Genomic DNA, 21,072 nt, shown 5'->3' with positions numbered 1-21,072 from the left:
TCAACTGGCGGTCGGCGCGGGGGCGGCAGCGGCCCGGCGGCGGTGGAACAGACGCTCCAGGGCCAAGTATATGACCGGGGTGGTGAACAGCGTCAGGGCCTGGCTCACCAGCAGGCCGCCGACCACGGCGATGCCCAGCGGCTGGCGCAGCTCGGCGCCGGTGCCGAAGCCGAACATCAGCGGCACCGCGCCAAGCAGCGCGGCCAGGGTGGTCATGATGATCGGACGGAAGCGCACCAGGCATGCCTGGCGGATCGCCTGCTCTGGCGTCATGCCATGGTGACGCTGGGCGTCGAGGGCGAAGTCGATGAGCAGGATGCCGTTCTTCTTGACGATGCCGATCAGCAGCACCACGCCGATCAGGCCCATGATGGTGAAGTCCTGGCCCATCAGCCACAGCAGGATCAGCGCGCCCAGGCCCGCCGAGGGCAAGGTGGAGATGATGGTCAGCGGGTGCACGAAGCTCTCGTAGAGCACGCCGAGGATGATGTACACCGCCACCAGCGCGGCGAGGATCAGGTACGGCTGGCTCGACAGCGAGCTCTGGAACGCCTGGGCCGCGCCCTGGAAGTTGCCGGCGATGGAATCGGGCATGCCCAGCTCGCGCTGGGTGCGTTCGAGGATCTGCACCGCATCGCCCAAGGCCACGCCGGGGGCCAGGTTGAACGACAGGTTGGCCGCCGGGAATAGGCCGTCGTGGCTGATCGACAGCGGCCCGGTGCTGGGCGGCGCGACATGGGCCAGGGCCGACAGCGGCACCATCTCGCCGGACAGCGGCGAGCGCAGGTAGAAGTAGTTGAGGCTCTCGGCCTTGCCCCGCTGGCGGGCGTCCAGCTCGAGGATCACCTTGTACTGGTTGGTCTCGGTCTGGAACTCGCTGATCTGTCTCTGGCCGAAGGCGTCATACAGTGCCTGGTCGACGTCGGTGGTGGTCAGGCCGAAGCGCGCCGCGGCCTGGCGGTCGATGTCGATGCGGGTGACGCTGGCGCCCAACTGCAGGTCGTTGGACAGGTCGCGAAACGCCGGATTTTCGCGCAAGCGCTCGGTCAGGCGCTGGGTCCACAGGTTCAGCGCCACGCCGTCGTTGCTCTTGAGCACGTACTGGTACTGGGTGCGCGAGGGGCCGGAGCTGAGGTTGATGTCCTGCCCGGCGCGCAGGTACAGGACGATGCCGGGGATCTGCATCAGTTTCGGGCGCATGCGGTCGATCCATTCACTGGCCGACACATCGCGTTCGCCACGGGGCTTGAGGGAAATCCAGAAGCGGCCGTTGGCGATGGTCTGGTTGCTGCCGGTGACGCCGACCGAGTGGGAGAAGGCGCGCACCGCAGGGTCGGCCTCGATGATCTTCGCCAGGGCCTGGTGTTTCTCGATCATCGCCGGGTAGGAGACATCCGCCGCCGCTTCGGTGGTGCCGAGGATGAAACCGGTGTCCTGCAACGGGAAGAAGCCCTTGGGGATGGCCACGTAACCGGCCACCGCCAGCGCCAGGGTCAGGCCGAACACGCCGAGGGTGATGCGCCGATGCACCAGGGCCCGGTCCAGGCCCTTTTCGTACCAGCGCACCAGGCGCTGGCCGAGGCCGCCGTGCTGCTCCTCGGGCGGGCGGCGCATGCACAGCGCGGCCAGGGTCGGCGCCAGGGTCAGCGAGACCACCACCGAAATCAGGATGGTCGCGGTGGCGGTCAGGGCGAACTCCTTGAACAGCCGGCCGACCACGCCGCCCATGAACAGCAGCGGGATGAACGCGGCGATCAGCGAGAAGCTGATCGACACCACGGTGAAGCCGATCTCGCCGGCGCCCTTGAGCGCGGCGGTGCGGCTGTCGTCGCCGGCCTCCAGGTGGCGGTGGATGTTCTCCACCACGACGATGGCGTCATCCACCACGAAGCCCACGGCGATGACGATGGCCACCAGGGTCAGGTTGTTGAGGCTGAAACCGAACACGTACATCAGCGCGCAACTGGCGATCAGCGACACGCCGAGCACGCTGGAGACGATGAAGGTCGCCGACCACTGGCGCAGGAACAGCGCCATCACCCCGATCACCAGGGCCACGGCGATCATCAAGGTCAGCTCGACCTCGTGCAGCGAGGCGCGGATGGTCTGGGTGCGGTCCTGCAGCACCGAGACATCGACCGCCGCCGGCAGCATCTCCTGCAGGCGCGGCAGGGCGTCGAGCACCCGGTCCACGGTGTCGACGATGTTGGCGCCGGGCTGGCGGAAGATCACCAGGTTCAGCCCCGGCCGGTCGCCGGACCAGGCCTTCACATAGGCGTTCTCGGCGCCATCGATCACCTTGGCCACGTCAGCCAGGTGCACCGGCGCGCCGTTGCGGTAGCTGACGATCAGCCTGGCGTAGTCCTCGGGGTGGAACAGCTGGTCGTTGGCGGCAAGGGTCGACACGCTGTGCTCGCCATATAGCGCGCCCTTGGCCAGGTTGAGGCTGGTCTGCTGGATGGCCAGGCGGATATCGGCCAGGGTCAGGCCGATGGCGGCGAGCTTCTCGGGCTGGGCCTGCACGCGGATGGCCGGGCGCAGCTGGCCGGTGATGTTGATCAGGCCGACCCCGTCGATCTGGCTGAGCTGGCGGGCCAGCAGGGTCTCGGCGTAATCGCTGAGCTCATTGCCGGGCATCTGCGTCGAGCTGACGGTGAGGATCAGCACCGGGCTGTCGGCCGGGTTGACCTTGCGCCAGGTGGGCGGGCTGGGCATGTCCTGGGGCAGGCGCGCGGTGGCGGTGTTGATCGCCGCCTGGACTTCCTGGGCGGCGGTGTCGATGTTCTTGTCGAGGGTGAACTGCAGGATCAGGTTGGTCGAGCCCAGGGCGCTGCTGCTGGTCATCTGGGTCATGCCGGGGATGGCGCTGAACTGCACCTCCAGGGGCGTCGCCACCGACGAGGCCATGGTTTCCGGGCTGGCGCCGGGCAATTGGGCGGTGACCTGGATGGTCGGGAAGTCGGCCTCGGGCAGGGGCGCCACCGGCAGGCGCGGGAAGGCGATGGCGCCCAGCAGCACCAGGGCGAAGGTCAGCAGCAGGGTGGCGATGGGGTGGTCGATGCACCAGGCCGAGACGCCGTTGCGGGTGTTCATGGCTGGCTCGCCTCGGCTTTGGCGTTGTCGGTAAGGGCCTCATCGCGGGGCAAGCCCGCTCCCACGTCCTGGTGCTGCCTGGGTGGGAGCGGGCTTGTCCCGCGATTGCCATCCGCCAGGCGCTGCGACTGCTTGCACTGTGACTCGCCACTGAGCTCCACGTGGCTCCCCGGCTTGAGCCGCGACTGTCCATCGAGCAGCAGGCAATCGCCGGCCTTGACCCCGGCGATGACGTTCAGCGTGCTGTCCTGGTACACCACCTTGACCGGCACGGCGCTGACCTTGTCGCCGTCCATGCGGTAGACGAAGTGGCCGTCGATGCTGCGTTGCACCACCGGCGGCGGCACCACCAGGGCGTCCTCGTCCACCGCCGTGCGCAGGCGCACGGTGACCAGCTGGCCGGGCCACAGGCGGCCGTCCTGGTTGTCGAACTCGGCCTTGATCCGCACCGTGCCGGTGGTGGTCGAGACCTGGTTGTCGATCAGCATCAGGTGACCCTTGGCGAGCAGGCTGCGTTCACCGTCGGCGTCCATGTACGCTTCGACCTCGGCGGGGGTAGGCGATTTCAGCAAGCCCTGCAGGACCGGGAGCTGCTGCTGAGGCAGGGCGAACTCCACGGCGATCGGGTCGATCTGGGTGACGCTGAACAGGCTCTGGGTGTCGCTGGTACGCACCAGATTGCCGGGGTCGACGTTGCGGATGCCGACGCGGCCAGTGACCGGCGAGCGGATCTGTGTGTAGCTGAGTTGTACCGCGGTGTTGTCGATGGCCGCCTGGTTGCCTTTGATGGTTGCCTGCAACTGGTTCACCAGGGCCTGCTGCTGGTCGAGGGTCTGCTTCGACACGCCGTCGTCGGTGCTCAGCAACTGGTAGCGCTTGAGGTTGACGTTGGCCACCTGCAACTGCGCCTGGGTCTGGCCGAGCTGGGCGCGGGCCTGGTCAAGGTTCGCGCGGATCGCCCGGTCGTCGAGGGTGGCCAGCAGGTCGCCCTGGCTGACCCACTGGCCTTCCTTGACCAGCACCTGGGTCAGCACGCCCTCGACCTGGGGGCGGACCTCGACGCTGTGCAGCGACAGCACCGAGCCGATGGCGTCGAGGTAGCGCGGCACGTCCTGTTGGGCCACCGCGACCACCCGCACGGGGATCGCGCTGGCGGCGCGGCTGGCCGGGGCTTCGTGGCGCAATCCCTGCCAGGTGCCGACGACGGCCAGCAGGACAAGGGCCAGGGCGGCGATAACGAGGGAGCGGGACGGACGTCGCATCGGGGCGGGCACCTTGGCCAAGGGGCTAAGAAAAGGATTCGGCTATTGCAGGGTTATAGCGCGCCGACCGGGTCGGCAGCGTGACGCCTGGCTGTCACGGCTGTCAGTTTCGGCGGCTTGATGGCCAAGTGCCAATACCCTGCCATGGATCAATGTTGCGCCGGCGTTTGCCCCTAGAGTCGTACGCCCTGCCGATTTCACGTACAACAACGAGAGCCTCCGATGAAGTGCAATATGCCTGTTACCGGTCGCGAAGTGGATTACCCCGGCGACGCCAATATCCTGTCCACCACCGACCTGGACAGCCGCATCACCTATGCCAATGACGATTTCCTGCGGGTCAGCGGATTCTCCCGCGAGGAGCTGCTGGGCAACGCCCATCACATCGTCCGCCACCCCGACATGCCGCCCCAGGCATTTGCCCAGATGTGGCAGGCGCTCAAGGCCGGGCGCTCGTGGATGGGGCTGGTGAAGAACCGCTGCAAGAACGGCGACCACTACTGGGTGAGCGCCTTCGTCTCGCCGATCAGCAGCGGCGGGCAGGCGCTGGAGTACCAGTCGGTGCGGACCAAGCCCGGGGCCGAGCAGGTCGCCGCGGCTGAACGGTGTTATGCGCGTCTGCGCGAAGGTCGACGTGGCTGGCGCGAGCGCTTGCCGGTGCTGGGGCTGGGTTCGCGTCTGTCGCTGGCGGTCGGCGTCGTGCTGGCGTTGGTGCTGGGGGCCGGGCAGTGGTGGCTGGGGGCGCCGCTGCTGGAATCGCTGGTAGAAGTGGTGGCGGCGGCAGGTTTTAGCAGCCTGGCGATCCTGTTACTGCTGCGCCCCTACGAGCGGCTGCGCCAGCAGGCCCAGGCGATCGCCGACAACCCACTGAGCCAGCAGTTGTACACCGGCCGGCGTGATGGCCTGGGGCAGATCGAGTTCGCCATGCGCATGCTCAAGGCGCAGCTGGGGGCGGTGGTCGGGCGTATCGGCGATACCTCGTCACGCCTGGCCGGACATTCCGGCTCGCTGGTCGAGGCCTTGCACAGCAGTCATGCCAACAGCCTTGAGCAGCAGAGCGAAGCCGACCAGGTGGCCACCGCGATCCACCAGATGAGCGCCAGCGTCGCCCAGGTGGCCAGCAGCGCGCAGATGGCGGCGATGGCCGCCGACCAGGCCGAGGACGAGACCCAGTCCGGCCACCAGCTGGTCGACCGCAACCGCTGCGCGATCCAGGACCTGGCAGGTTCACTGGTCGAGGCCAGCGAGGTGATCCACCAGCTGGAGAGTCACAGCAGCGAGATCTCCGGGGTGCTCGATGTGATCCGCGGCATTGCCGAGCAGACCAACCTGCTGGCGCTCAACGCCGCCATCGAGGCGGCCCGGGCCGGTGACCAGGGGCGTGGCTTCGCGGTGGTCGCCGACGAGGTGCGCGGTCTGGCCCAGCGCACCGCGCAGTCCACCCACGATATCCAGCGCATGATCGCCGCCCTGCAGGACGGCGCCCGCGCGGCGGTGCAGGTGATGCAGCAGAGCAGCGCCCATGCCGGGCACAGTGTCGAGCAGGCGCAGCTGGCCAGCGACGCGCTGGACAGCATCAGCGTGCGGGTCAACCAGATCAACGAGATGAGCCTGCAGATCGCCGCGGCAGTGGAGCAGCAGAGCCAGGTCAGCGAGAACATCAACCGCAACATCACCAGCATCCGCCAGGCCAGCGAGGCGACGGTCAGCGTCGGGCAGCGCAGTCATAGCAGTGCCAGTGACGTGGCGGACCTGGCCAAGGACCTGCGGCGGCTGGCGGATGAGTTCTGGCGGCGGTGTCAGTGATTGATTGAGTTGTCAGGGCCGGCCCTATCGCGGGGCAAGTCCGCTCCCACAATGTTGGCATCGAAGCATCGAAGCATCGAAGCATCGAAGCATCGAAGCATCGAAGCATCGAAGCATCGGAGGGGGAGGGCGTGGGAGCGGGCTTGCCCCGCGATTGGATCTATCTAGAATCCGATGAACGCATAGTAGACCGGCGCCTCGCCCGTCACCTGCAAGCGATGAGCTTGTAGTTCGGCCGCAAGCGCCTCGTCCTGCACATGCACCCCCCACGGCCCATCGACCGCCTGTGGCGCTTGTTCCAGCACCGCCGCGAACGCCGCCATGTCCGGCAACCACGCAGTAAACCCGTTGCCCTTCAGCGCACTGGTGGTCATCCCCAGCGCCTGGCATATCGCCACCTTGGCGGCGATATCGTCGCGGTCCGCCTGGCGCGAGGCCTCGATCAAGGCGCGCAGTGCCTCATCCACCGGCAGGCTGCCATGAATCAGCTCAGGCCCCTGCTCCCAGGCCTCGGGCGGGCAGTCCTTGTTTTCCGGCCGCAGCGGCAGGTGCGGGTTGATTTCCGCCGGGTAGATGCGGCAGACCAGCGGCCGGCTTTCATAGATGCCGCACAGGTCGTTGTCATCGAGGTTGCGACAACGTCCCGGGTTGAACGCGGCGAAGGTGACCGACACCTGCAGTTGCCCGGCGCCACAGGGCACCGGGAACGAGCGGCGCAGCACATGCTCGCGCTGCTCTGCCGGCATGCCAGGACCATCGGCAATGAACCCTTCGATCAGCACCACCACCTGGCCGCCGGAGGCCGCCCACTGATGGGCCTCGGCAAGCGTCAGGGGCACATGATGGCCCGTGCAGCATTTGCCGCAGCCGGTGCAGGCGAAGCGAATGCTGTCGCTCATCGCTTGCCGGCTTCCCATTCGCTGGTAAAGGCTTGCTGGCGTTGGCGGTCGTAGAGGCACAGCTCGGTGCCGGTGCGGTTCTGCATGTGCTTCTGGGGGTAGGTGCCTTCGATCAGCAGCGCGCTGTAACCGACCTGGTCGTCGAACTCGGCGGGTTTGCCCAGGGCGTGGGCATCCTTGAACTGGCTGGCGGCCAGGCAGGCCTTGAGCATGTGCTGGCGCTGGTCGCTCCAGGCTTGTGGCGTCGAAGCTTGGGCGGAAACGGTTAGTAACGAAAGGCTAAGCAGTATCGAACGTAGCATGGGGCATGACCTCAACAAGAGAGGGAATTATGCCTTTCCATTGGCGCAACGCAAATTGCGAATTTTCCTACGTTTTTAGCGGAAGGCTGAAACTTTATTAGCAAGCATTGCTCGCGCTGGAAAGAGGATGATTCGTGGCTATACCTGTAGGGATTCAAAAGCCAACGGGCAACGGTGAGGTCATGGAATGCGTTTCGAGGGATCATTCGCGCAACTGAAGGAGCGCCTGGAAATATTGGCGCAGGTTGGAACATGGAAAGAACTTAACCCGAACCAGTTTGAGTTTCGCACCCATAGCGGTGGTGTGATGTCTTGGTACCCGGGCACGGGTGAACTGAGTTTTCAGGGGAAGCCGGAGTCCTCCCTGGAACTGGAGCAGTTGGTAAGAGGGATACTGTCACAGGACGGTGAGGCCATGCCCGATGCCCGGCCACTCATGGAAAATCTTGCGCACGCTCCTGAATTCATGAATATGTCCTTCCTAGATGATTCCTATGCGGATTCCGAGTTGGTTCTGGGATTCGTCGGGGCACTGGGAACTGACCTGAAAGTGGTTTGCCAAATTGTCGAAGATCGGCTCAAGGCGTTTCGCTATACCTCTAACTCCATTCGTATATCCAGTGAGGTTATTTCAAAAATCGGGAACGTTCCGGACACAGAAAACCGCGTTGAGCGTATAGACAGGTACATGCGTGAAGGTAATCGGTTAAGAGAGGTGTCAGGGGATAATTCGATACTGGCGTTGGGTGCTGCTGTCGCCATCAGCCAATTGAGGTACCAGAAAAATCAGGGAGCGCCTGGTAGAAATGCCTATCTGATCAACTCACTGAAAACACCGTTTGAGGTGCAGCGACTGCGGAAGATTTACGCTGGAGGGTTCTTCTTGATCGGCGTGCATGCGGACCATGAGCGCAGAAGTCGCTATCTTCTCAAGGACTTGCAGTTGACTAAGGAGCAGGCGGCGGATCTGATTTCACGGGATGAGAACGAAAAAGAGCCACATGGGCAGCACACCCGAGATACTTACCATTTGTCTGATTTCTTTGTCAGTTATGACGGGAATCTTGATGCCCTCAAGAATCAGGTCTGGCGAATTCTGGATCTGTTGTTCGGAAAGCCCTACGTCACCCCCACTTTCGATGAGTATGCGATGTTCATGGCATTTTCTGCCTCACTGAGGTCCGCTGACCTATCACGGCAGGTCGGTGCTGTACTGACCAAGCACGATTGCATCATCGCAACGGGGGCTAACGATGTACCCAAGGCAGGAGGCGGCCTGTACTGGCCAACCAGGAGTGAAGCACATGAAATTGTGGATGAGGAGGATGGAAGGGACTACAAACGAGGCGAGGACTCCAACGCCATGCAAAAAAAGGAGATTGTAGACAACATCATTCGCTCATTACCCGAGCACTGTCGGGATGAGGTGGCGCCGTTGATAAGAAATAGCGGAATAAAAGATATCACTGAATACGGGCGGGTCGTCCATGCGGAAATGGAAGCGCTGCTGTCATCTTCAAGAATGGGGGTAAGTGCAGTTGATAGCACGCTGTATTGCACCACTTACCCTTGTCACAACTGTGCAAAACACATTATTGCCGCAGGTGTCGACCGTGTGGTTTATGTCGAGCCTTACCCCAAGAGTAAGGCTCAGAAATTTCATTCGGATTCGATTTCCCAGGACCGTTCGCACAAAGGGGTATTTTTTGACGCCTTCATCGGCGTGGGCCCAAGAAGCTTCTTTGATCTGTTTTCCATGAGTCTGGGTAGCGGCTACGCTGTCATACGTAAGACCGAGGATGGGCAAACGGTTGACTGGACTGAAGCAGATGCTAGATTGCGCACCCAGATGCTGCCTTGTTCATACATCGATCATGAGGATGAGGCTGGGTATACTTTGTCAATGTACTTGAAGGATGATTCCGATGAACGGAAGTAAAGAGGAATTTCTTCGTTACCTCGATGAATGTCGAGAAAAGGTCGAGCAGTGGCCGACCTGGAAGCGGGGGGCCGTGAAAGCGCCGAACCGAGAGCCAGTCGTTTCCAGGGCGGCCTCGCAGCCCCGCCCTCAGTCGACGAATAGCCGCTGAGGCCTCAAGAGCCATGCACTCGCATGGCTCTTCACGCTCTGGCTTTCAGCGCTCCTCGAACACCACCGCCCGCGCCGCCGTCACCAGGCAGTTGGTCAGCTCCGGCGAGGAGAACTTGGTCAGGATCGCATTGGCCCCCGCCAGCTTGGCCTTGTCGCCGCTCATCGCGCTGTCCAGCGAGGTGTGCAGCAGGATGTACAGGTGCTGGAAGTCGGGGGTTTCGCGCAAGGTGCGGGTGAAGGCGAAGCCATCCATCTCGGACATCTCGATGTCGGAGACAATGATGTTGATCTCCCTGTCGGTGCCTTGCAGTTCCAACAGCACGTTGATCGCATCCTTGGCGCTGCGCGCGGTATGGCACTCGATGCCGAGGTTGCGCAGGGTGTGCACCGACTGCTGCAGCGCGACCTGGCTGTCGTCCACCACCAGGATATTGGCGGCGGCCAGCAGGCTGGCGTCTTCCTCGCTGACTTCGCCCGGGTGCGGCTCGTGGGGCGGCGGGGCGATGCCATGGATGACCTTCTCGATGTCCAGCACCTGCACCAGGGCGTTGTCGACCCGGGTCACGCCGGTGATGAACGAGCGGTTGCCCGAACCGTAGGGCGGCGGCTTGATGTCGGTGCTCAGGCAATGGACGATGCGGCTCACCGCCTGTACGTGCAGGCCCTGGCGCGAGCGGCTGATCTCGGTGACGATCAGACAGCCGCCGTCGGGGTCGGCCAGGGGCATTTCGCCGATGGCCCGGGACAGGTCGATCACCGACAGCGAGTTGCCGCGCAGGGTGGCGACGCCTTTGACGTGCGGGTGGGCCTCCGGCAGCTTGGTCAGCGGCGGGCAGGGGATGATCTCGCTGACCTTGAGCAGGTTGATTGCCATCAGCTTGCCGCTGCGCAGGGTGAACAGCAGCAGGGACAACGAGTCCGCGCGGGCTTTTTGCGTGGCCATGGGCAACCTTCGGTTCGAAATGGGGGAGGATGCCGGGTTATCGGCTTTTTGGCGTCAGGCTTTAGCTTAGTTTGCTATTTGCAGTCCATCGCGGGGCTGTAACTGTAGGAGCGGCCTTGTGCCGCGAAAGGGCCGCGAAGCGGCCCCGGCAGTTTCAGCGTTTCATCGATATGAGGGGCTGCTGCGCAGCCCTTTCGCGGCACAAGGCCGCTCCTGCAGGGGCTGCACATGGCCTGAAGCTAGCGCAGTCCCAGTCGCTTGGCCAACCGGCTCAGGTTGGCCCGGTCCAGCCCCAGTTCCCGCGCGGCGGCGGCCCAGTTGTCCCCGTGGCGATTCAGGCACGCTTCGACGATCTGCCGCTGATAATCATCCACTGCCTCGCGCAGCCCACCCTCGGGCAATGGCGCGTCGGCCGGCGGCACCTCGGTTTCTAACTGCGGGGTCGGCGCCACGTTGCGCAGGTCGAGGTCGGCCGCCTCCAGGGTGAGGATCTTCGGCCGCTGTCCGTGTTGCCCCAGCGCCTTGAGCGCCGAACGGCCGATCAGATGCTCCAGTTCGCGCACATTGCCCGGCCAGCCGTAGGCCAGCAGTGCGGCCTGGGCGTCTGCGGACAACCGCAGGCTGCCCAGCCCCAGGCGCGAGCGGTTCTGTTCGAGGAAGTAGCCGGCCAGCAGCAGCACGTCGCGACCCCGGTCCCGCAGCGGTGGCACGTGCAACGGGTAGACGCTCAGGCGGTGATAGAAGTCGGCGCGGAAGTGGCCGCTGCGCACTTCCTCGGCCAGGTCGCGGTTGGTCGCGGCGATCAGGCGCACATCCACGCGGTGCTCGCGATCCGAGCCAAGCCGCTGCAGCTGCCCGCTCTGCAGCACCCGCAGCAGCTTGGCCTGCACCGCCAGTGGCAGCTCGCCGACCTCATCGAGGAACAGCGTGCCGCCGTTGGCCAGCTCGAACTTGCCCCGGCGTTCGCCGTGGGCGCCGGTGAAGGCGCCGCGCACATGGCCGAACAATTCGCTTTCCACCAGGGTGTCGGGCAGGGCGGCGCAGTTGAGGCTGACCAGCGGTTTGTCGGCACGCTGGCTGGCGTGGTGCAGGGCCTGGGCCACCAGTTCCTTGCCGACGCCGGTCTCGCCGGTGATCAGCACGGTCAGGTCGCTGCCGCCGACCAGGCGGATCTCCTCGACCAGACGTTTGTGCGCCTTGCTCTGGCCGATCAGTTCCCGGTCCTGGCCGCTGGCCTGGCGGTACACCTCGGCGCGCTGGTGTTCGTCCTCGGCGCGCAGGGCCAGGTGCTCGATGCGCTCGGCCACGGTCACCGTGGCGGCGGCCAGGCTGGCGAAGGCCTGCAGGGCATCGAGCTCCAGGCTCTGGAACTGTCCGGGGGTGAGGGCGTCGAGGGTCAGCAGGCCCCACGGGCGCTCGTCGACCATCAACGGGCAGCCCATGCAGTCGTGGACTTCGAGGTCGACATGCTCGGCATTGACCAGACCGTCATAAGGGTCGGGCAACGGGCTGTCGCTGGCGAAGCGGGTCGGCTCCGGGCGCCCGAGGAGAATCTGAAAGCGCGGGTGTTCGCTGACCTTGAAGCGCCGCCCCAGGGTGTCTGGCGACAGGCCGTCCACCGCCAGCGGCACCAGCCATTCGCCGTCCAGGCGCAACAGCGCTGCAGCATCGCAGGGCAGCAGGCCACGCATGGCACCGAGCAGGCGGCGGTAGCGCTCCTGGTCGGGCAGGTCGCAGGAGAGGTCGCTGACCAGGGGGAGGAGGGCGGTGAGCAGGGGCTTTGCAGTCATATGGACTCCTGTTGGTCGTAATGACTATACGCCTGGGTGTGTCTTTATGACACTGATGTGCTCAAAAGCCTGATTTTATTGGTGTTTAAAGTTGGCACGATTGCTGAAAAGCCTTACGCAACCATTCGAAGCCAAAGGCTCAGGAGTTGTCGCAATGCTCAATGCCGAACAACGTGCAATCATCAAGGCCACTGTCCCCCTGCTGGAAAGCGGTGGCGAGGCCCTGACCACCCACTTCTACAAACTGATGCTCAGCGAGTACCCCGAGGTACGTCCGCTGTTCAACCAGGCCCACCAGGCCAGCGGCGACCAGCCGCGCGCCCTGGCCAATGGCGTGCTGATGTACGCCCGCCACATCGACCGGCTCGAGCAGTTGGGCGGCCTGGTCGGGCAGATCATCAACAAACATGTGGCCCTGCAAATCCTCCCCGAACACTATCCGATCGTCGGCAGTTGCCTGCTGCGCGCCATCGAGGAAGTGCTGGGCAAGGACATCGCCACCCCTGAAGTGATCGCCGCCTGGGCCGCCGCCTATGGCCAGCTGGCCGATATCCTCATCGGCGCGGAAGAAAGCCTCTATAAAGAGAAGGAGCAGGCTGCCGGCGGCTGGCGCGGTACCCGTGAATTCCGCCTGGTGCGCCGCGAGCAGGAAAGCCGCGAGATCGTCTCGTTCTACTTCGCCCCGGTCGATGGCCAGCCGGTGCTCAAGGCCGAGCCGGGCCAGTATATCGGCCTGCAGCTGTTCATCGATGGCCAGGAACAGCGTCGCAACTACTCGCTGTCGGCCCTGTGCGACGGCGAGCAGTACCGCATCAGCGTCAAGCGCGAGGCGGGTGGCAAGGTCTCGAACTACCTGCATGACGGGTTGATGGTCGGCGACACCCTGCAACTGTTCCCGCCGTCCGGTGACTTCACCCTGGCCGCCAGTGACAAGCCGCTGGTGCTGATCAGTGGCGGCGTGGGTATCACCCCGACCCTGGCGATGCTCGAGGCGGCGCTCAAGACCGAGCGTTCGGTGCACTTCATCCATTGCGCGCGCAATGGCGCGGTGCATGCGTTCCGCGACTGGGTCGACGGCCTGGCGGCGCGTCACCCGCAGCTCAAGCGCTTCTATTGCTACGCCGAGGAGGATGGCAGCCAGGTCGCCGACGCCGTGGGCCTGCTGGACCAGGCGCTGCTGGGCGAGTGGCTGCCGCGTGAGCGTGACATCGATGCCTACTTCCTCGGGCCGAAGGGCTTCATGGCCGCGATCAAGCGCCAGCTCAAGGGCTTGGGCGTGCCGGAAGGGCAGAGTCGTTACGAGTTCTTCGGGCCGGCGGCGGCGTTGGAGTAGCAATCGCCGGGGGCTGCTGCGCAGCCCGTTCGCGGCACAAGGCCGCTCCTACAGGGATCGCGCACTCCTGTAGGAGCGGCCTTGTGCCGCGAACGGGGCGCAAAGCGCCCCCGGGGATGCCCACCATCCCAATTGCTCGCAAGCCAGCTCCCGTACCGGATGCTCCCAACCGTGGGTAATCGAGAACGAAGCGGACCATTGCATTCTCCGTGCGGGGGCTGGCTTGCCAGCCATTGGGCCTACCACCCCTTCTCTATATAGAAAGTGATGAACGCCTCTACACCCGCGTTCATCTTTAATCCTCCTTTAATCACTGTATCCTTCACTCCCGGGTGTCGAGGGGCCTGCCCCTGTCCGGCGCTCGGGCTGGCGTATTTTTCATGTGCGCCAGTGAACCGAAACCGACCCGCTCGGTCCTAGTGTCCTGTCTCGGAAATAAGCTGTTCACTTTTGGCGGCGTCTTGGGCGCCCGGCCGGCGTTGCCACTCCTCGCCATAGCCCTGCTATGACTCGTCGCGGCGCCTTGGCCGAACACCCAAGCCACTCGCCAAAAGAGAACGTATTTCCGAGACAGGACACTAGGTCATCAATGGATAGCCGCGCACGCCCCTCCTCGATGCATTCAAAGGTCATCTCCAGCGTGTAGACTGGGCGCCCCTCGGGCAGCCCGCGCTGCCACTCTCCATCGAAGGAATCGGCAATGAACGAACTCTCATCGCGCCTGAATCGGGAACGGCGCTTTCTGGTGCTCCTCGGCGTGATCTGCCTGGCGCTGATCGGCGGCGCCCTGTACATGCAGGTGGTGCTGGGCGAGGCGCCTTGCCCGCTGTGCATCCTGCAGCGCTATGCCCTGCTGTTCATCGCGCTCTTCGCCTTCATCGCCGCGGCCATGCCCGGGCGTCGCAGCCTGACCTTCTTCGAGGCGCTGGTGGTGCTCAGCGCCATCGGTGGGATCATTGCGGCGGGTAACCATGTGTATATACTCGCCAACCCGATGGTCAGCTGCGGCATCGACACCCTGCAGCCCATCGTCGACGACCTGCCGCTGGCCAAGCTCTGGCCGCTGGCCTTCCAGGTCGACGGTTTCTGCTCCACCCCGTACCCGCCGATCCTCGGCCTGTCGCTGGCGCAATGGGCGCTGGTGGCCTTCGTCCTGACGGCGGTGCTGGTGCCCCTGGGGATCTACCGAAACCGACGTCGCGCTTAGACCAAAGTCCCGAATTGACCTGGGTCTATTGCGCGGCGAGATAAGCCGCAGTGCGCACCGCACGATTGATCCAGGTCAGCCACCAGCCCTTGCGCGGCAAGGCTTTCAGGGCTACTGGAAGGGGTGCGACAAACTGTCGCGAAGTTGATTTTTTGACCAGCATTGTTACGCATTCTGTAAAAGACTGTTGCTCAATAAGTCATAGTCATCGTTGAACGACCTATCTACAATCGCCCCCAATTTCCGTTCGGCACTGCTTGCAAGTCGCAGGATTGATGGAAGCCGCAGCGCTTTCCATTTGCTGACTTCGTCAAGTTTCGCCCAACGGCGATACCGGGCGGACCCCCCTCCGCGTTTTCCGCACCAAATGGACTTGGTCTGAAGTACAGGCCTGTTGCCTACGAAACCATAAGCACCGCACACCCGCTTGACGCCAAGATCCTGCAGTCGGATCCCTGGCAGGGGCGAGTACGGGCGCCAATTGCCGCACTTGGCAGGACGAAGTGTTGGCTACCAAAACACAAATTGCATTGAAGCAAGCTGATCTAGAGGTCGTGAGATGAGTAAAAAGCGTTACCCCAGACTGTTTGGCATATTGCCCTTTTTAGGCATGCTTTTACTCAGTGGGTGCAACTGGACCCTGCTCGACCCGAAGGGCCAGGTCGGCATTGAGCAGAAGAACCTGATCCTGATCGCCACCGGCCTGATGCTGCTGGTGGTCGTGCCCGTGATCATCATGACCCTGGCATTCGCCTGGAAGTACCGTGCTTCCAACAAGGCCGCCACCTACACCCCCGACTGGTCGCACTCGACCAAGATCGAGGCTGCGGTGTGGATCATCCCGATCCTGATCATCATCGCCCTGGGTTACTTCACCTACCACTCCACCCACAAGCTGGACCCGTACCGTCCACTGGATTCCGATGTGAAGCCGGTGCAGATCGACGTGGTCGCGCTGGACTGGAAGTGGCTGTTCATCTACCCGGAGCAGGGCATCGCCACGGTCAACAAGATCGTCTTCCCGGCCAACACCCCGGTCAACTTCCGTGTCACCTCCGACGCCGTGATGAACTCCTTCTTCATCCCGGGTCTGGGCGGCCAGATCTACGCCATGGCCGGCATGACCACCAAACTGCACCTGATCGCCAACGAGAACGGTGTGTTTGACGGTATCTCCGCCAACTACAGCGGCGCCGGCTTCACCGGTATGAAATTCAAGGCTGTTGCCACCTCGCAAGCTGACTTCGATGCATGGGTCGCTGAAGTGAAGGCATCGCCGAAGAAACTGGACCAGGCCGAATATGACGCCTTGGCCAAAGCTAGCGAAAACAACCCAGTCGCGCTGTACAGCGAGGCTCCGGCTGACCAGTTCCAGCGCATCGTCGACAAGTACGAAGGCATGAACCGCGGTCGTCCGAACCACGAAGAAGCAGGCAGCAAAGACCTGGCCACTACCAAGGGTGTGGAATCGAGTATGCAACCAGCTGCCGGTGCAGAGGAGTAAGAGATGTTCGGTAAATTAACTCTGGAGGCGATACCGTATCACGAGCCGATAGTCATGGTGACGCTTGCCATGATCGCGCTCGGTGGTATCGCTGTCGTTGGTGCCATCACCTATTTCCGCAAGTGGACCTACTTGTGGACCGAGTGGTTGACCACGGTCGACCACAAGAAAATCGGCGTGATGTACATCATCGTCGCTATGGTCATGCTGCTGCGCGGCTTCGCCGACGCCATCATGATGCGTACCCAGCTTGCCGCCGCCACCGGTGGCTCCGAAGGCTACCTGCCGCCTGAACACTATGACCAGATCTTCACCGCCCACGGTGTGATCATGATCATCTTCATGGCGATGCCGTTCTTCACCGGCCTGATGAACCTCGCGGTTCCGCTGCAGATCGGTGCACGTGACGTTGCCTTCCCGTTCCTGAACTCCCTGAGCTTCTACCTGCTGCTGGCAGGCGTGCTGCTGGTCAACATCTCGCTGGGCGTTGGTGAATTCGCCAAGACCGGCTGGGTTGCCTATCCGCCGCTCGCGGGTATCCAGTACAGCCCTGGGGTGGGTGTCGACTACTACATCTGGGCGCTACAGCTATCCGGATTGGGTACGACGCTTACCGGCGTGAACTTCCTCGTCACCGTGATGAAGATGCGCGCCCCTGGCATGAAGCTGATGGACATGCCGATCTTCACCTGGACCTGCACCTGGGCCAACGTGCTGATCGTCGCTTCCTTCCCGATCCTGACCGCCGCGCTCGCCCTGCTGACCGTTGACCGTTATCTGGACTTCCATATCTTCACCAACGAGCTTGGTGGGAACCCGATGATGTACGTCAACCTGTTCTGGGCATGGGGTCACCCTGAGGTCTACATCCTGATCCTGCCGGCCTTCGGCGTGTTCTCGGAAGTCACCTCGACCTTCGCAGGCAAGCGCCTGTTCGGTCACCACTCGATGATCTACGCCTCGGGCGCGATCGCCATCCTCGGCTTCGCGGTCTGGCTGCACCACTTCTTCACCATGGGTGCCGGCGCCAGCGTCAACACCTTCTTCGGCCTGGCGACGATGCTGATCTCCATTCCGACCGGTGTGAAGCTGTTCAACTGGCTGTTCACCATCTACCAGGGCCGTCTGCGCTTCACCGCGCCGATCATGTGGACCCTGGGCTTCATGGTCACCTTCTCCATCGGTGGCATGACCGGCGTCCTGCTGGCTGTTCCAGGTGCCGACTTCGTTCTGCACAACAGCCTGTTCGTGATCGCCCACTTCCACAACGTGATCATCGGTGGCGCGGTATTCGGCTACATCGCCGGCTTCGCCTTCTGGTTCCCGAAAGCCTTCGGTTTCACCCTGAACGAGAAGTGGGGCAAGGCTGCCTTCTGGTTCTGGATCTCCGGCTTCTACGTAGCGTTCATGCCGCTGTACGCCCTGGGCTTCATGGGCATGACCCGTCGTCTGAACCACTCCGACAACCCGCTGTGGGAACCCTACCTATGGGTTGCCGTGGTCGGTGCGGTGCTGATCCTGTTCGGTATCGCCTGCCAGCTGATCCAGATCTACGTCTCGGTTCGCGACCGCAAGGACAACATGGACGTCACCGGCGACCCATGGGGCGGCCGTACCCTGGAATGGTCGACTTCGTCGCCACCTCCGTTCTACAACTTCGCTCACATGCCACAGCATGTTGGCCTGGACGCCTGGCACGAAGCCAAGGAAGCCGGCGCTGCGTACAAGGCACCTGCCAAGTACGAAGCGATCCACATGCCGAGCAACACCTCCACCGGTCTGTTCATGGGTCTGCTGCTGACCGTGTTCGGCTTCGCCTTCATCTGGCACATCTGGTGGCTGGTGGGCGCGAGCCTGGTGGCAACCATCGCTGTCTTCGTTCGCCACGCCGCGCGTGACGACCAGGGCTACATGGTTCCGGCCGAAGAAGTGGCGCGCATCGAAGGCGAGCGCATGAAAGCGCTGGCCAAAGCAGGTGCTCTGCCTGCCGGCGCACGTGTCGAATCGTTTGAACGGGTGTAATCAATGTCCAGTCAAGTAATCCACGGTGGCGCGCATGGTCATGACCATGCGCACGACGACCACCACCACGACTCGGGCCAGATGACCGTACTCGGTTTCTGGCTCTACCTGATGACCGACTGCATCCTGTTTGCGTCGCTCTTCGCCACCTACGCGGTGCTGTCCGGCGGTTTCGCCGGCGGCCCGTCGGGTCACGACATCTTCCAGCTCGACTTCGTGCTGGTTGAAACCGCGTTCCTGCTGCTGTCCTCGATCACCTTCGGCTTCGCCATGCTGAAGATGTTCGCCGGCAACAAGGCAGGCGTGCTGGGCTGGTTGGCCGTGACCTTCCTGTTCGGTGCCGGCTTCATCGCGATGGAAATCTATGAGTTCCATCACCTGATCGCCGAGGGCTACGGCCCGCAGCGCAGTGGCTTCCTGTCGGCGTTCTTCGCGCTGGTCGGTACCCACGGCCTGCACGTGACTGCCGGTCTGATCTGGATGGCAATCATGATGTACCAGATCAACAAGCACGGCATCACGCCGACCGCCAAGACCCGCATGAGCTGCCTGAGCCTGTTCTGGCACTTCCTGGACGTGGTCTGGATCTGCGTATTCACCGTCGTCTACCTGCTGGGGGTTCTGTAATGGCTAACGCACACGACACTCACCACGAAGGTAATCACGGCAGCGTGAAGTCGTACATGATCGGTTTCGTACTGTCGATCATCCTGACCGCGATCCCGTTCGGCCTGGTGATGTACCCGAGCCTGCCGAAGAACCTGACCGTCCTGATCGTGGTGGCCATGGCCATCATCCAGGTTGTCGTGCACCTCGTGTACTTCCTGCACATGGACCGCTCGAAAGAGCAGCGTTCCAACGTGTCGACGTTCCTGTTCACCGTCCTGGTAATTGCACTGCTGGTCGGCCTGTCGCTGTGGATCATGTTCAGCATCCACTTCGAAATGTTGGCCAAGTGAGGTAAGACTGCATGTCCGTGAAGCACTTTATCCAAATCACCAAACCGGGGATCATTTTCGGTAACGTGCTTTCCGTGGCAGGCGGTTTCTTCCTTGCCGCTAAGGGGCATGTGGATTTCGCCCTGTTCCTGGCGGTGGTGATCGGTACTTCCCTGGTGGTCGCGTCCGGATGCGTGTTCAACAACTGCATCGACCGTGACATCGACCACAAGATGGAACGTACCAAGAACCGCGTCATGGTCCAGGGCGGCATGTCGCTGCCCCTGGCGCTGATCTACGCCACCCTGCTCGGGGTGGCGGGTTTCAGCCTGCTGTATGTGCAAGCCAACCCGCTGGCGGCGTTCTGCGCCCTGGTCGGCTTCGTCGTCTACGTCGGTTTCTACAGCCTGTGGCTCAAGCGCAAATCGGTGCACGGCACCCTGGTCGGCAGCCTGTCCGGTGCCATGCCTCCGGTGATCGGCTACTGCGCCGTGAGCAACAGCTTCGACCTGGCTGCGGTGACCCTGCTGGTGATGTTCAGCCTGTGGCAGATGCCGCACAGCTTCGCCATCGCCATCTTCCGCTTCAAGGACTACAGCGCCGCCAACATTCCGGTCCTGCCGGTGGCACGCGGTATCCTCGCGGCGAAGAAGCAGATCGTGCTGTACGTGCTGGCCTTCGTGCTCGCCACCCTGATGCTGACCCTCGGCGGCTATGCCGGCCTGGGTTACCTCGCCGTGGCGGCCGCCATGGGCCTGTACTGGCTGTACATGGCCTGGGGCGGCTACAAGGCCGAGGACGACAGCAAGTGGGCCCGCAAGGTGTTCGGCTTCTCCATCCTCACCGTCACCGCCCTGAGCGTGATGATGGGCGTGGACAGCCAGACCGCGGCCGATGTGCTGATGACCTACGCGCGCTGATACAGCAGCCTGTTACACCAGGAACCCCGGCCATGTGCCGGGGTTTTTTGTGGCTGCTAATTGTGTTTGTATCAGTCAGGTAGAAAAAGGTTGCTGTACGATCTTTTGCCTAATCGCCTCGGCAGTGCCCGCTAAGTATCCGATGGTTCTATCATCTATCCCAGGGTACGCTTCTTGTAAGATAAGAGTTGGGTCGTGTGAAATTCCCAATGCCGTGATGTACCTGATTAGCGCATTCTTGACATCGGTTGAGGTTTTGGTTGTTGTGTTGTTGTTTACTAGGGTTCGCGCAAAATCTATTCTTTTGTTATCCTTTATATCTAGTTTGTTATTAATATCTGCCCAGCTGTCATTGGCGTTAAGAGTTTTATGCTGCATGGTTGGTGTAGCGCTTTCTTTCTGTTGAGATGTGGGGCCGAAGAGCTCTTGATTGTTTTCCGTTCTCGGAGCATTGGCGTTTGTAGGATCGTAGGTGGCTGGTGGCTGATCAGTCACCAATCCGGGGAGGGCGCGACGTTGTTGAGGGGACGCGATGCGATTATTTACATGGCCAGTCGGATCATGTCGGTTCACAGGATCCCCCGAGCAATACATGTAGGGATTGATACCACCCTGGAGGAAGGGACTTAGGTTGTCGGGTGAGTTGAAGCGCATGAGCAGTGTGTTGTACATGCGGTAACCATTGCCCAGCAAGTAACCGTCCAGGCAACGCTCTCTTAAATGACCGTTGAATCGCTGTTTTACTGAAGCTGATATATCCCTGCGCGTCATACCATAGGGTGAGTAGGTAATAGTGAGTTTGTCCTCCGGGCGTATCTCAACCACGCTACCACTGCGTTCAGTCGCCAGTAAATGGACAATGCTGGAGTGCGGGTTGCTGCTGAGGTGGCCCTGCTCAGCCTTCTTCTCATGCGTTCCCATTATGCATCCCATGGTCTGTCGGGTGAGGGTGCATCAAGCG

General features: G+C 62.6%; 15 protein-coding genes and 3 pseudogenes. 10 read left to right on the top strand and 8 right to left on the bottom strand.

All coding sequences use genetic code 11. The features are described from left to right. Both LU671_RS01140 and LU671_RS01135 read right to left on the bottom strand, forming a co-directional pair. The gene (locus tag LU671_RS01140; RefSeq protein WP_232854701.1) at positions 1–3,093 is read right to left on the bottom strand and encodes a multidrug efflux RND transporter permease subunit; all 3,093 of its coding nucleotides are present in this window, start codon (positions 3,091–3,093) and stop codon (positions 1–3) included. A 140-nt stretch (positions 3,094–3,233) separates the two neighbouring features. Beyond that, positions 3,234–4,355: pseudogene (locus tag LU671_RS01135) on the bottom strand (efflux RND transporter periplasmic adaptor subunit); the annotation flags it as partial. A 222-nt stretch (positions 4,356–4,577) separates the two neighbouring features. Between LU671_RS01135 and LU671_RS29585 the strand changes: the two are divergent. Continuing rightward, positions 4,578–4,859, top strand: a pseudogene (locus tag LU671_RS29585) (PAS domain-containing protein); the annotation flags it as partial. Between the two features lie 309 nt (positions 4,860–5,168). After that, positions 5,169–6,161, top strand: a pseudogene (locus LU671_RS29580) (methyl-accepting chemotaxis protein); the annotation flags it as partial. A gap of 164 nt (positions 6,162–6,325) precedes the next feature. On the opposite strand, the gene LU671_RS01125 reads toward LU671_RS29580, so the two are convergent. Further along, the gene (locus tag LU671_RS01125) at positions 6,326–7,060 is read right to left on the bottom strand and encodes a YkgJ family cysteine cluster protein (RefSeq protein WP_232854699.1); all 735 of its coding nucleotides are present in this window, start codon (positions 7,058–7,060) and stop codon (positions 6,326–6,328) included. Then, a complete protein-coding gene (locus LU671_RS01120; RefSeq protein WP_050703793.1) occupies positions 7,057–7,362 on the bottom strand; it encodes a hypothetical protein in 306 nt (101 codons plus the stop codon). Before LU671_RS01120 ends, LU671_RS01125 begins: the two co-directional genes overlap by 4 nt. Positions 7,363–7,549: 187 nt before the next feature. Between LU671_RS01120 and LU671_RS01115 the strand changes: the two genes are divergently transcribed. Next, positions 7,550–9,301 (top strand): anti-phage dCTP deaminase, encoded by a 1,752-nt coding sequence (locus LU671_RS01115; RefSeq protein ID WP_232854698.1) that lies wholly within the window; start codon positions 7,550–7,552, stop codon positions 9,299–9,301. A gap of 196 nt (positions 9,302–9,497) precedes the next feature. On the opposite strand, the gene LU671_RS01110 is transcribed toward LU671_RS01115, so the two are convergent. Both LU671_RS01110 and norR read right to left on the bottom strand, forming a co-directional pair. Then, on the bottom strand, positions 9,498–10,397 hold the full coding sequence (locus LU671_RS01110; protein WP_203647948.1) for a chemotaxis protein: 900 nt from the start codon (positions 10,395–10,397) through the stop codon (positions 9,498–9,500). A 239-nt stretch (positions 10,398–10,636) separates the two neighbouring features. Beyond that, the gene (gene norR / locus LU671_RS01105) at positions 10,637–12,187 is read right to left on the bottom strand and encodes a nitric oxide reductase transcriptional regulator NorR (RefSeq protein WP_203647947.1); all 1,551 of its coding nucleotides are present in this window, start codon (positions 12,185–12,187) and stop codon (positions 10,637–10,639) included. 154 nt (positions 12,188–12,341) lie between these two features. Between norR and hmpA the strand changes: the two genes are divergently transcribed. Further along, complete coding sequence (gene hmpA / locus LU671_RS01100; RefSeq protein ID WP_232854697.1) at positions 12,342–13,520, top strand: NO-inducible flavohemoprotein; 1,179 nt, start codon at positions 12,342–12,344, stop codon at positions 13,518–13,520. Positions 13,521–14,220: 700 nt separating this feature from the next. Next, positions 14,221–14,727: a disulfide bond formation protein B gene (locus LU671_RS01095; RefSeq protein ID WP_203647945.1), complete on the top strand. Its 507-nt coding sequence runs from the start codon at positions 14,221–14,223 to the stop codon at positions 14,725–14,727. Positions 14,728–14,752: 25 nt separating this feature from the next. On the opposite strand, the gene LU671_RS01090 is transcribed toward LU671_RS01095, so the two are convergent. Beyond that, the gene (locus LU671_RS01090; RefSeq protein ID WP_232854696.1) at positions 14,753–14,890 is read right to left on the bottom strand and encodes a hypothetical protein; all 138 of its coding nucleotides are present in this window, start codon (positions 14,888–14,890) and stop codon (positions 14,753–14,755) included. A gap of 396 nt (positions 14,891–15,286) precedes the next feature. Between LU671_RS01090 and cyoA the strand changes: the two genes are divergently transcribed. Genes cyoA through cyoE form a run of 5 tightly spaced genes read left to right on the top strand, consistent with a single transcriptional unit; the run spans position 15,287 to position 20,111 of the window. Beyond that, positions 15,287–16,231, top strand: a complete 945-nt coding sequence (cyoA, locus tag LU671_RS01085; protein WP_028689802.1) for a ubiquinol oxidase subunit II — start codon at positions 15,287–15,289, stop codon at positions 16,229–16,231. A gap of 3 nt (positions 16,232–16,234) precedes the next feature. Continuing rightward, complete coding sequence (gene cyoB / locus LU671_RS01080) at positions 16,235–18,253, top strand: cytochrome o ubiquinol oxidase subunit I (protein ID WP_232854695.1); 2,019 nt, start codon at positions 16,235–16,237, stop codon at positions 18,251–18,253. A gap of 3 nt (positions 18,254–18,256) precedes the next feature. Further along, on the top strand, positions 18,257–18,880 hold the full coding sequence (locus LU671_RS01075; RefSeq protein WP_023629875.1) for a cytochrome o ubiquinol oxidase subunit III: 624 nt from the start codon (positions 18,257–18,259) through the stop codon (positions 18,878–18,880). Beyond that, positions 18,880–19,212, top strand: coding sequence for a cytochrome o ubiquinol oxidase subunit IV (gene cyoD, locus LU671_RS01070; RefSeq protein ID WP_110736808.1), 333 nt, complete (start codon positions 18,880–18,882; stop codon positions 19,210–19,212). Before LU671_RS01075 ends, cyoD begins: the two co-directional genes overlap by 1 nt. Before the next feature lie 11 nt (positions 19,213–19,223). After that, positions 19,224–20,111: a heme o synthase gene (cyoE, locus tag LU671_RS01065; RefSeq protein ID WP_028689798.1), complete on the top strand. Its 888-nt coding sequence runs from the start codon at positions 19,224–19,226 to the stop codon at positions 20,109–20,111. A gap of 75 nt (positions 20,112–20,186) precedes the next feature. On the opposite strand, the gene LU671_RS01060 is transcribed toward cyoE, so the two are convergent. Further along, positions 20,187–21,032 carry an RHS repeat-associated core domain-containing protein gene (locus LU671_RS01060; RefSeq protein ID WP_232854694.1) on the bottom strand — a complete coding sequence of 282 codons (846 nt, stop codon included), beginning with the start codon at positions 21,030–21,032 and terminating at the stop codon, positions 20,187–20,189. Between the last annotated feature and the right edge of the window lie 40 nt (positions 21,033–21,072).

This window comes from Pseudomonas sp. NMI760_13, assembly GCF_021283245.1.
Lineage (GTDB): Bacteria > Pseudomonadota > Gammaproteobacteria > Pseudomonadales > Pseudomonadaceae > Aquipseudomonas > Aquipseudomonas peradeniyensis.
Note: the sequence above shows the minus strand (reverse complement) of the source record. Positions and strands in the feature narration are given on the sequence as shown.

What these genes read in the sequence shown, in the direction of transcription:
- LU671_RS01090 (WP_232854696.1), bottom strand. Translation starts at nt 14,890, where the DNA reads ATGCTGGTCAAAAAATCAACTTCGCGACAGTTTGTCGCACCCCTTCCA.
- LU671_RS01125 (WP_232854699.1), bottom strand. Translation starts at nt 7,060, where the DNA reads ATGAGCGACAGCATTCGCTTCGCCTGCACCGGCTGCGGCAAATGCTGC.
- LU671_RS01110 (WP_203647948.1), bottom strand. Translation starts at nt 10,397, where the DNA reads ATGGCCACGCAAAAAGCCCGCGCGGACTCGTTGTCCCTGCTGCTGTTC.
- cyoB (WP_232854695.1), top strand. Translation starts at nt 16,235, where the DNA reads ATGTTCGGTAAATTAACTCTGGAGGCGATACCGTATCACGAGCCGATA.
- LU671_RS01140 (WP_232854701.1), bottom strand. Translation starts at nt 3,093, where the DNA reads ATGAACACCCGCAACGGCGTCTCGGCCTGGTGCATCGACCACCCCATC.
- LU671_RS01115 (WP_232854698.1), top strand. Translation starts at nt 7,550, where the DNA reads ATGCGTTTCGAGGGATCATTCGCGCAACTGAAGGAGCGCCTGGAAATA.
- LU671_RS01120 (WP_050703793.1), bottom strand. Translation starts at nt 7,362, where the DNA reads ATGCTACGTTCGATACTGCTTAGCCTTTCGTTACTAACCGTTTCCGCC.
- hmpA (WP_232854697.1), top strand. Translation starts at nt 12,342, where the DNA reads ATGCTCAATGCCGAACAACGTGCAATCATCAAGGCCACTGTCCCCCTG.
- LU671_RS01095 (WP_203647945.1), top strand. Translation starts at nt 14,221, where the DNA reads ATGAACGAACTCTCATCGCGCCTGAATCGGGAACGGCGCTTTCTGGTG.
- LU671_RS01075 (WP_023629875.1), top strand. Translation starts at nt 18,257, where the DNA reads ATGTCCAGTCAAGTAATCCACGGTGGCGCGCATGGTCATGACCATGCG.
- LU671_RS01060 (WP_232854694.1), bottom strand. Translation starts at nt 21,032, where the DNA reads ATGGGAACGCATGAGAAGAAGGCTGAGCAGGGCCACCTCAGCAGCAAC.
- cyoD (WP_110736808.1), top strand. Translation starts at nt 18,880, where the DNA reads ATGGCTAACGCACACGACACTCACCACGAAGGTAATCACGGCAGCGTG.
- cyoA (WP_028689802.1), top strand. Translation starts at nt 15,287, where the DNA reads ATGAGTAAAAAGCGTTACCCCAGACTGTTTGGCATATTGCCCTTTTTA.
- cyoE (WP_028689798.1), top strand. Translation starts at nt 19,224, where the DNA reads ATGTCCGTGAAGCACTTTATCCAAATCACCAAACCGGGGATCATTTTC.
- norR (WP_203647947.1), bottom strand. Translation starts at nt 12,187, where the DNA reads ATGACTGCAAAGCCCCTGCTCACCGCCCTCCTCCCCCTGGTCAGCGAC.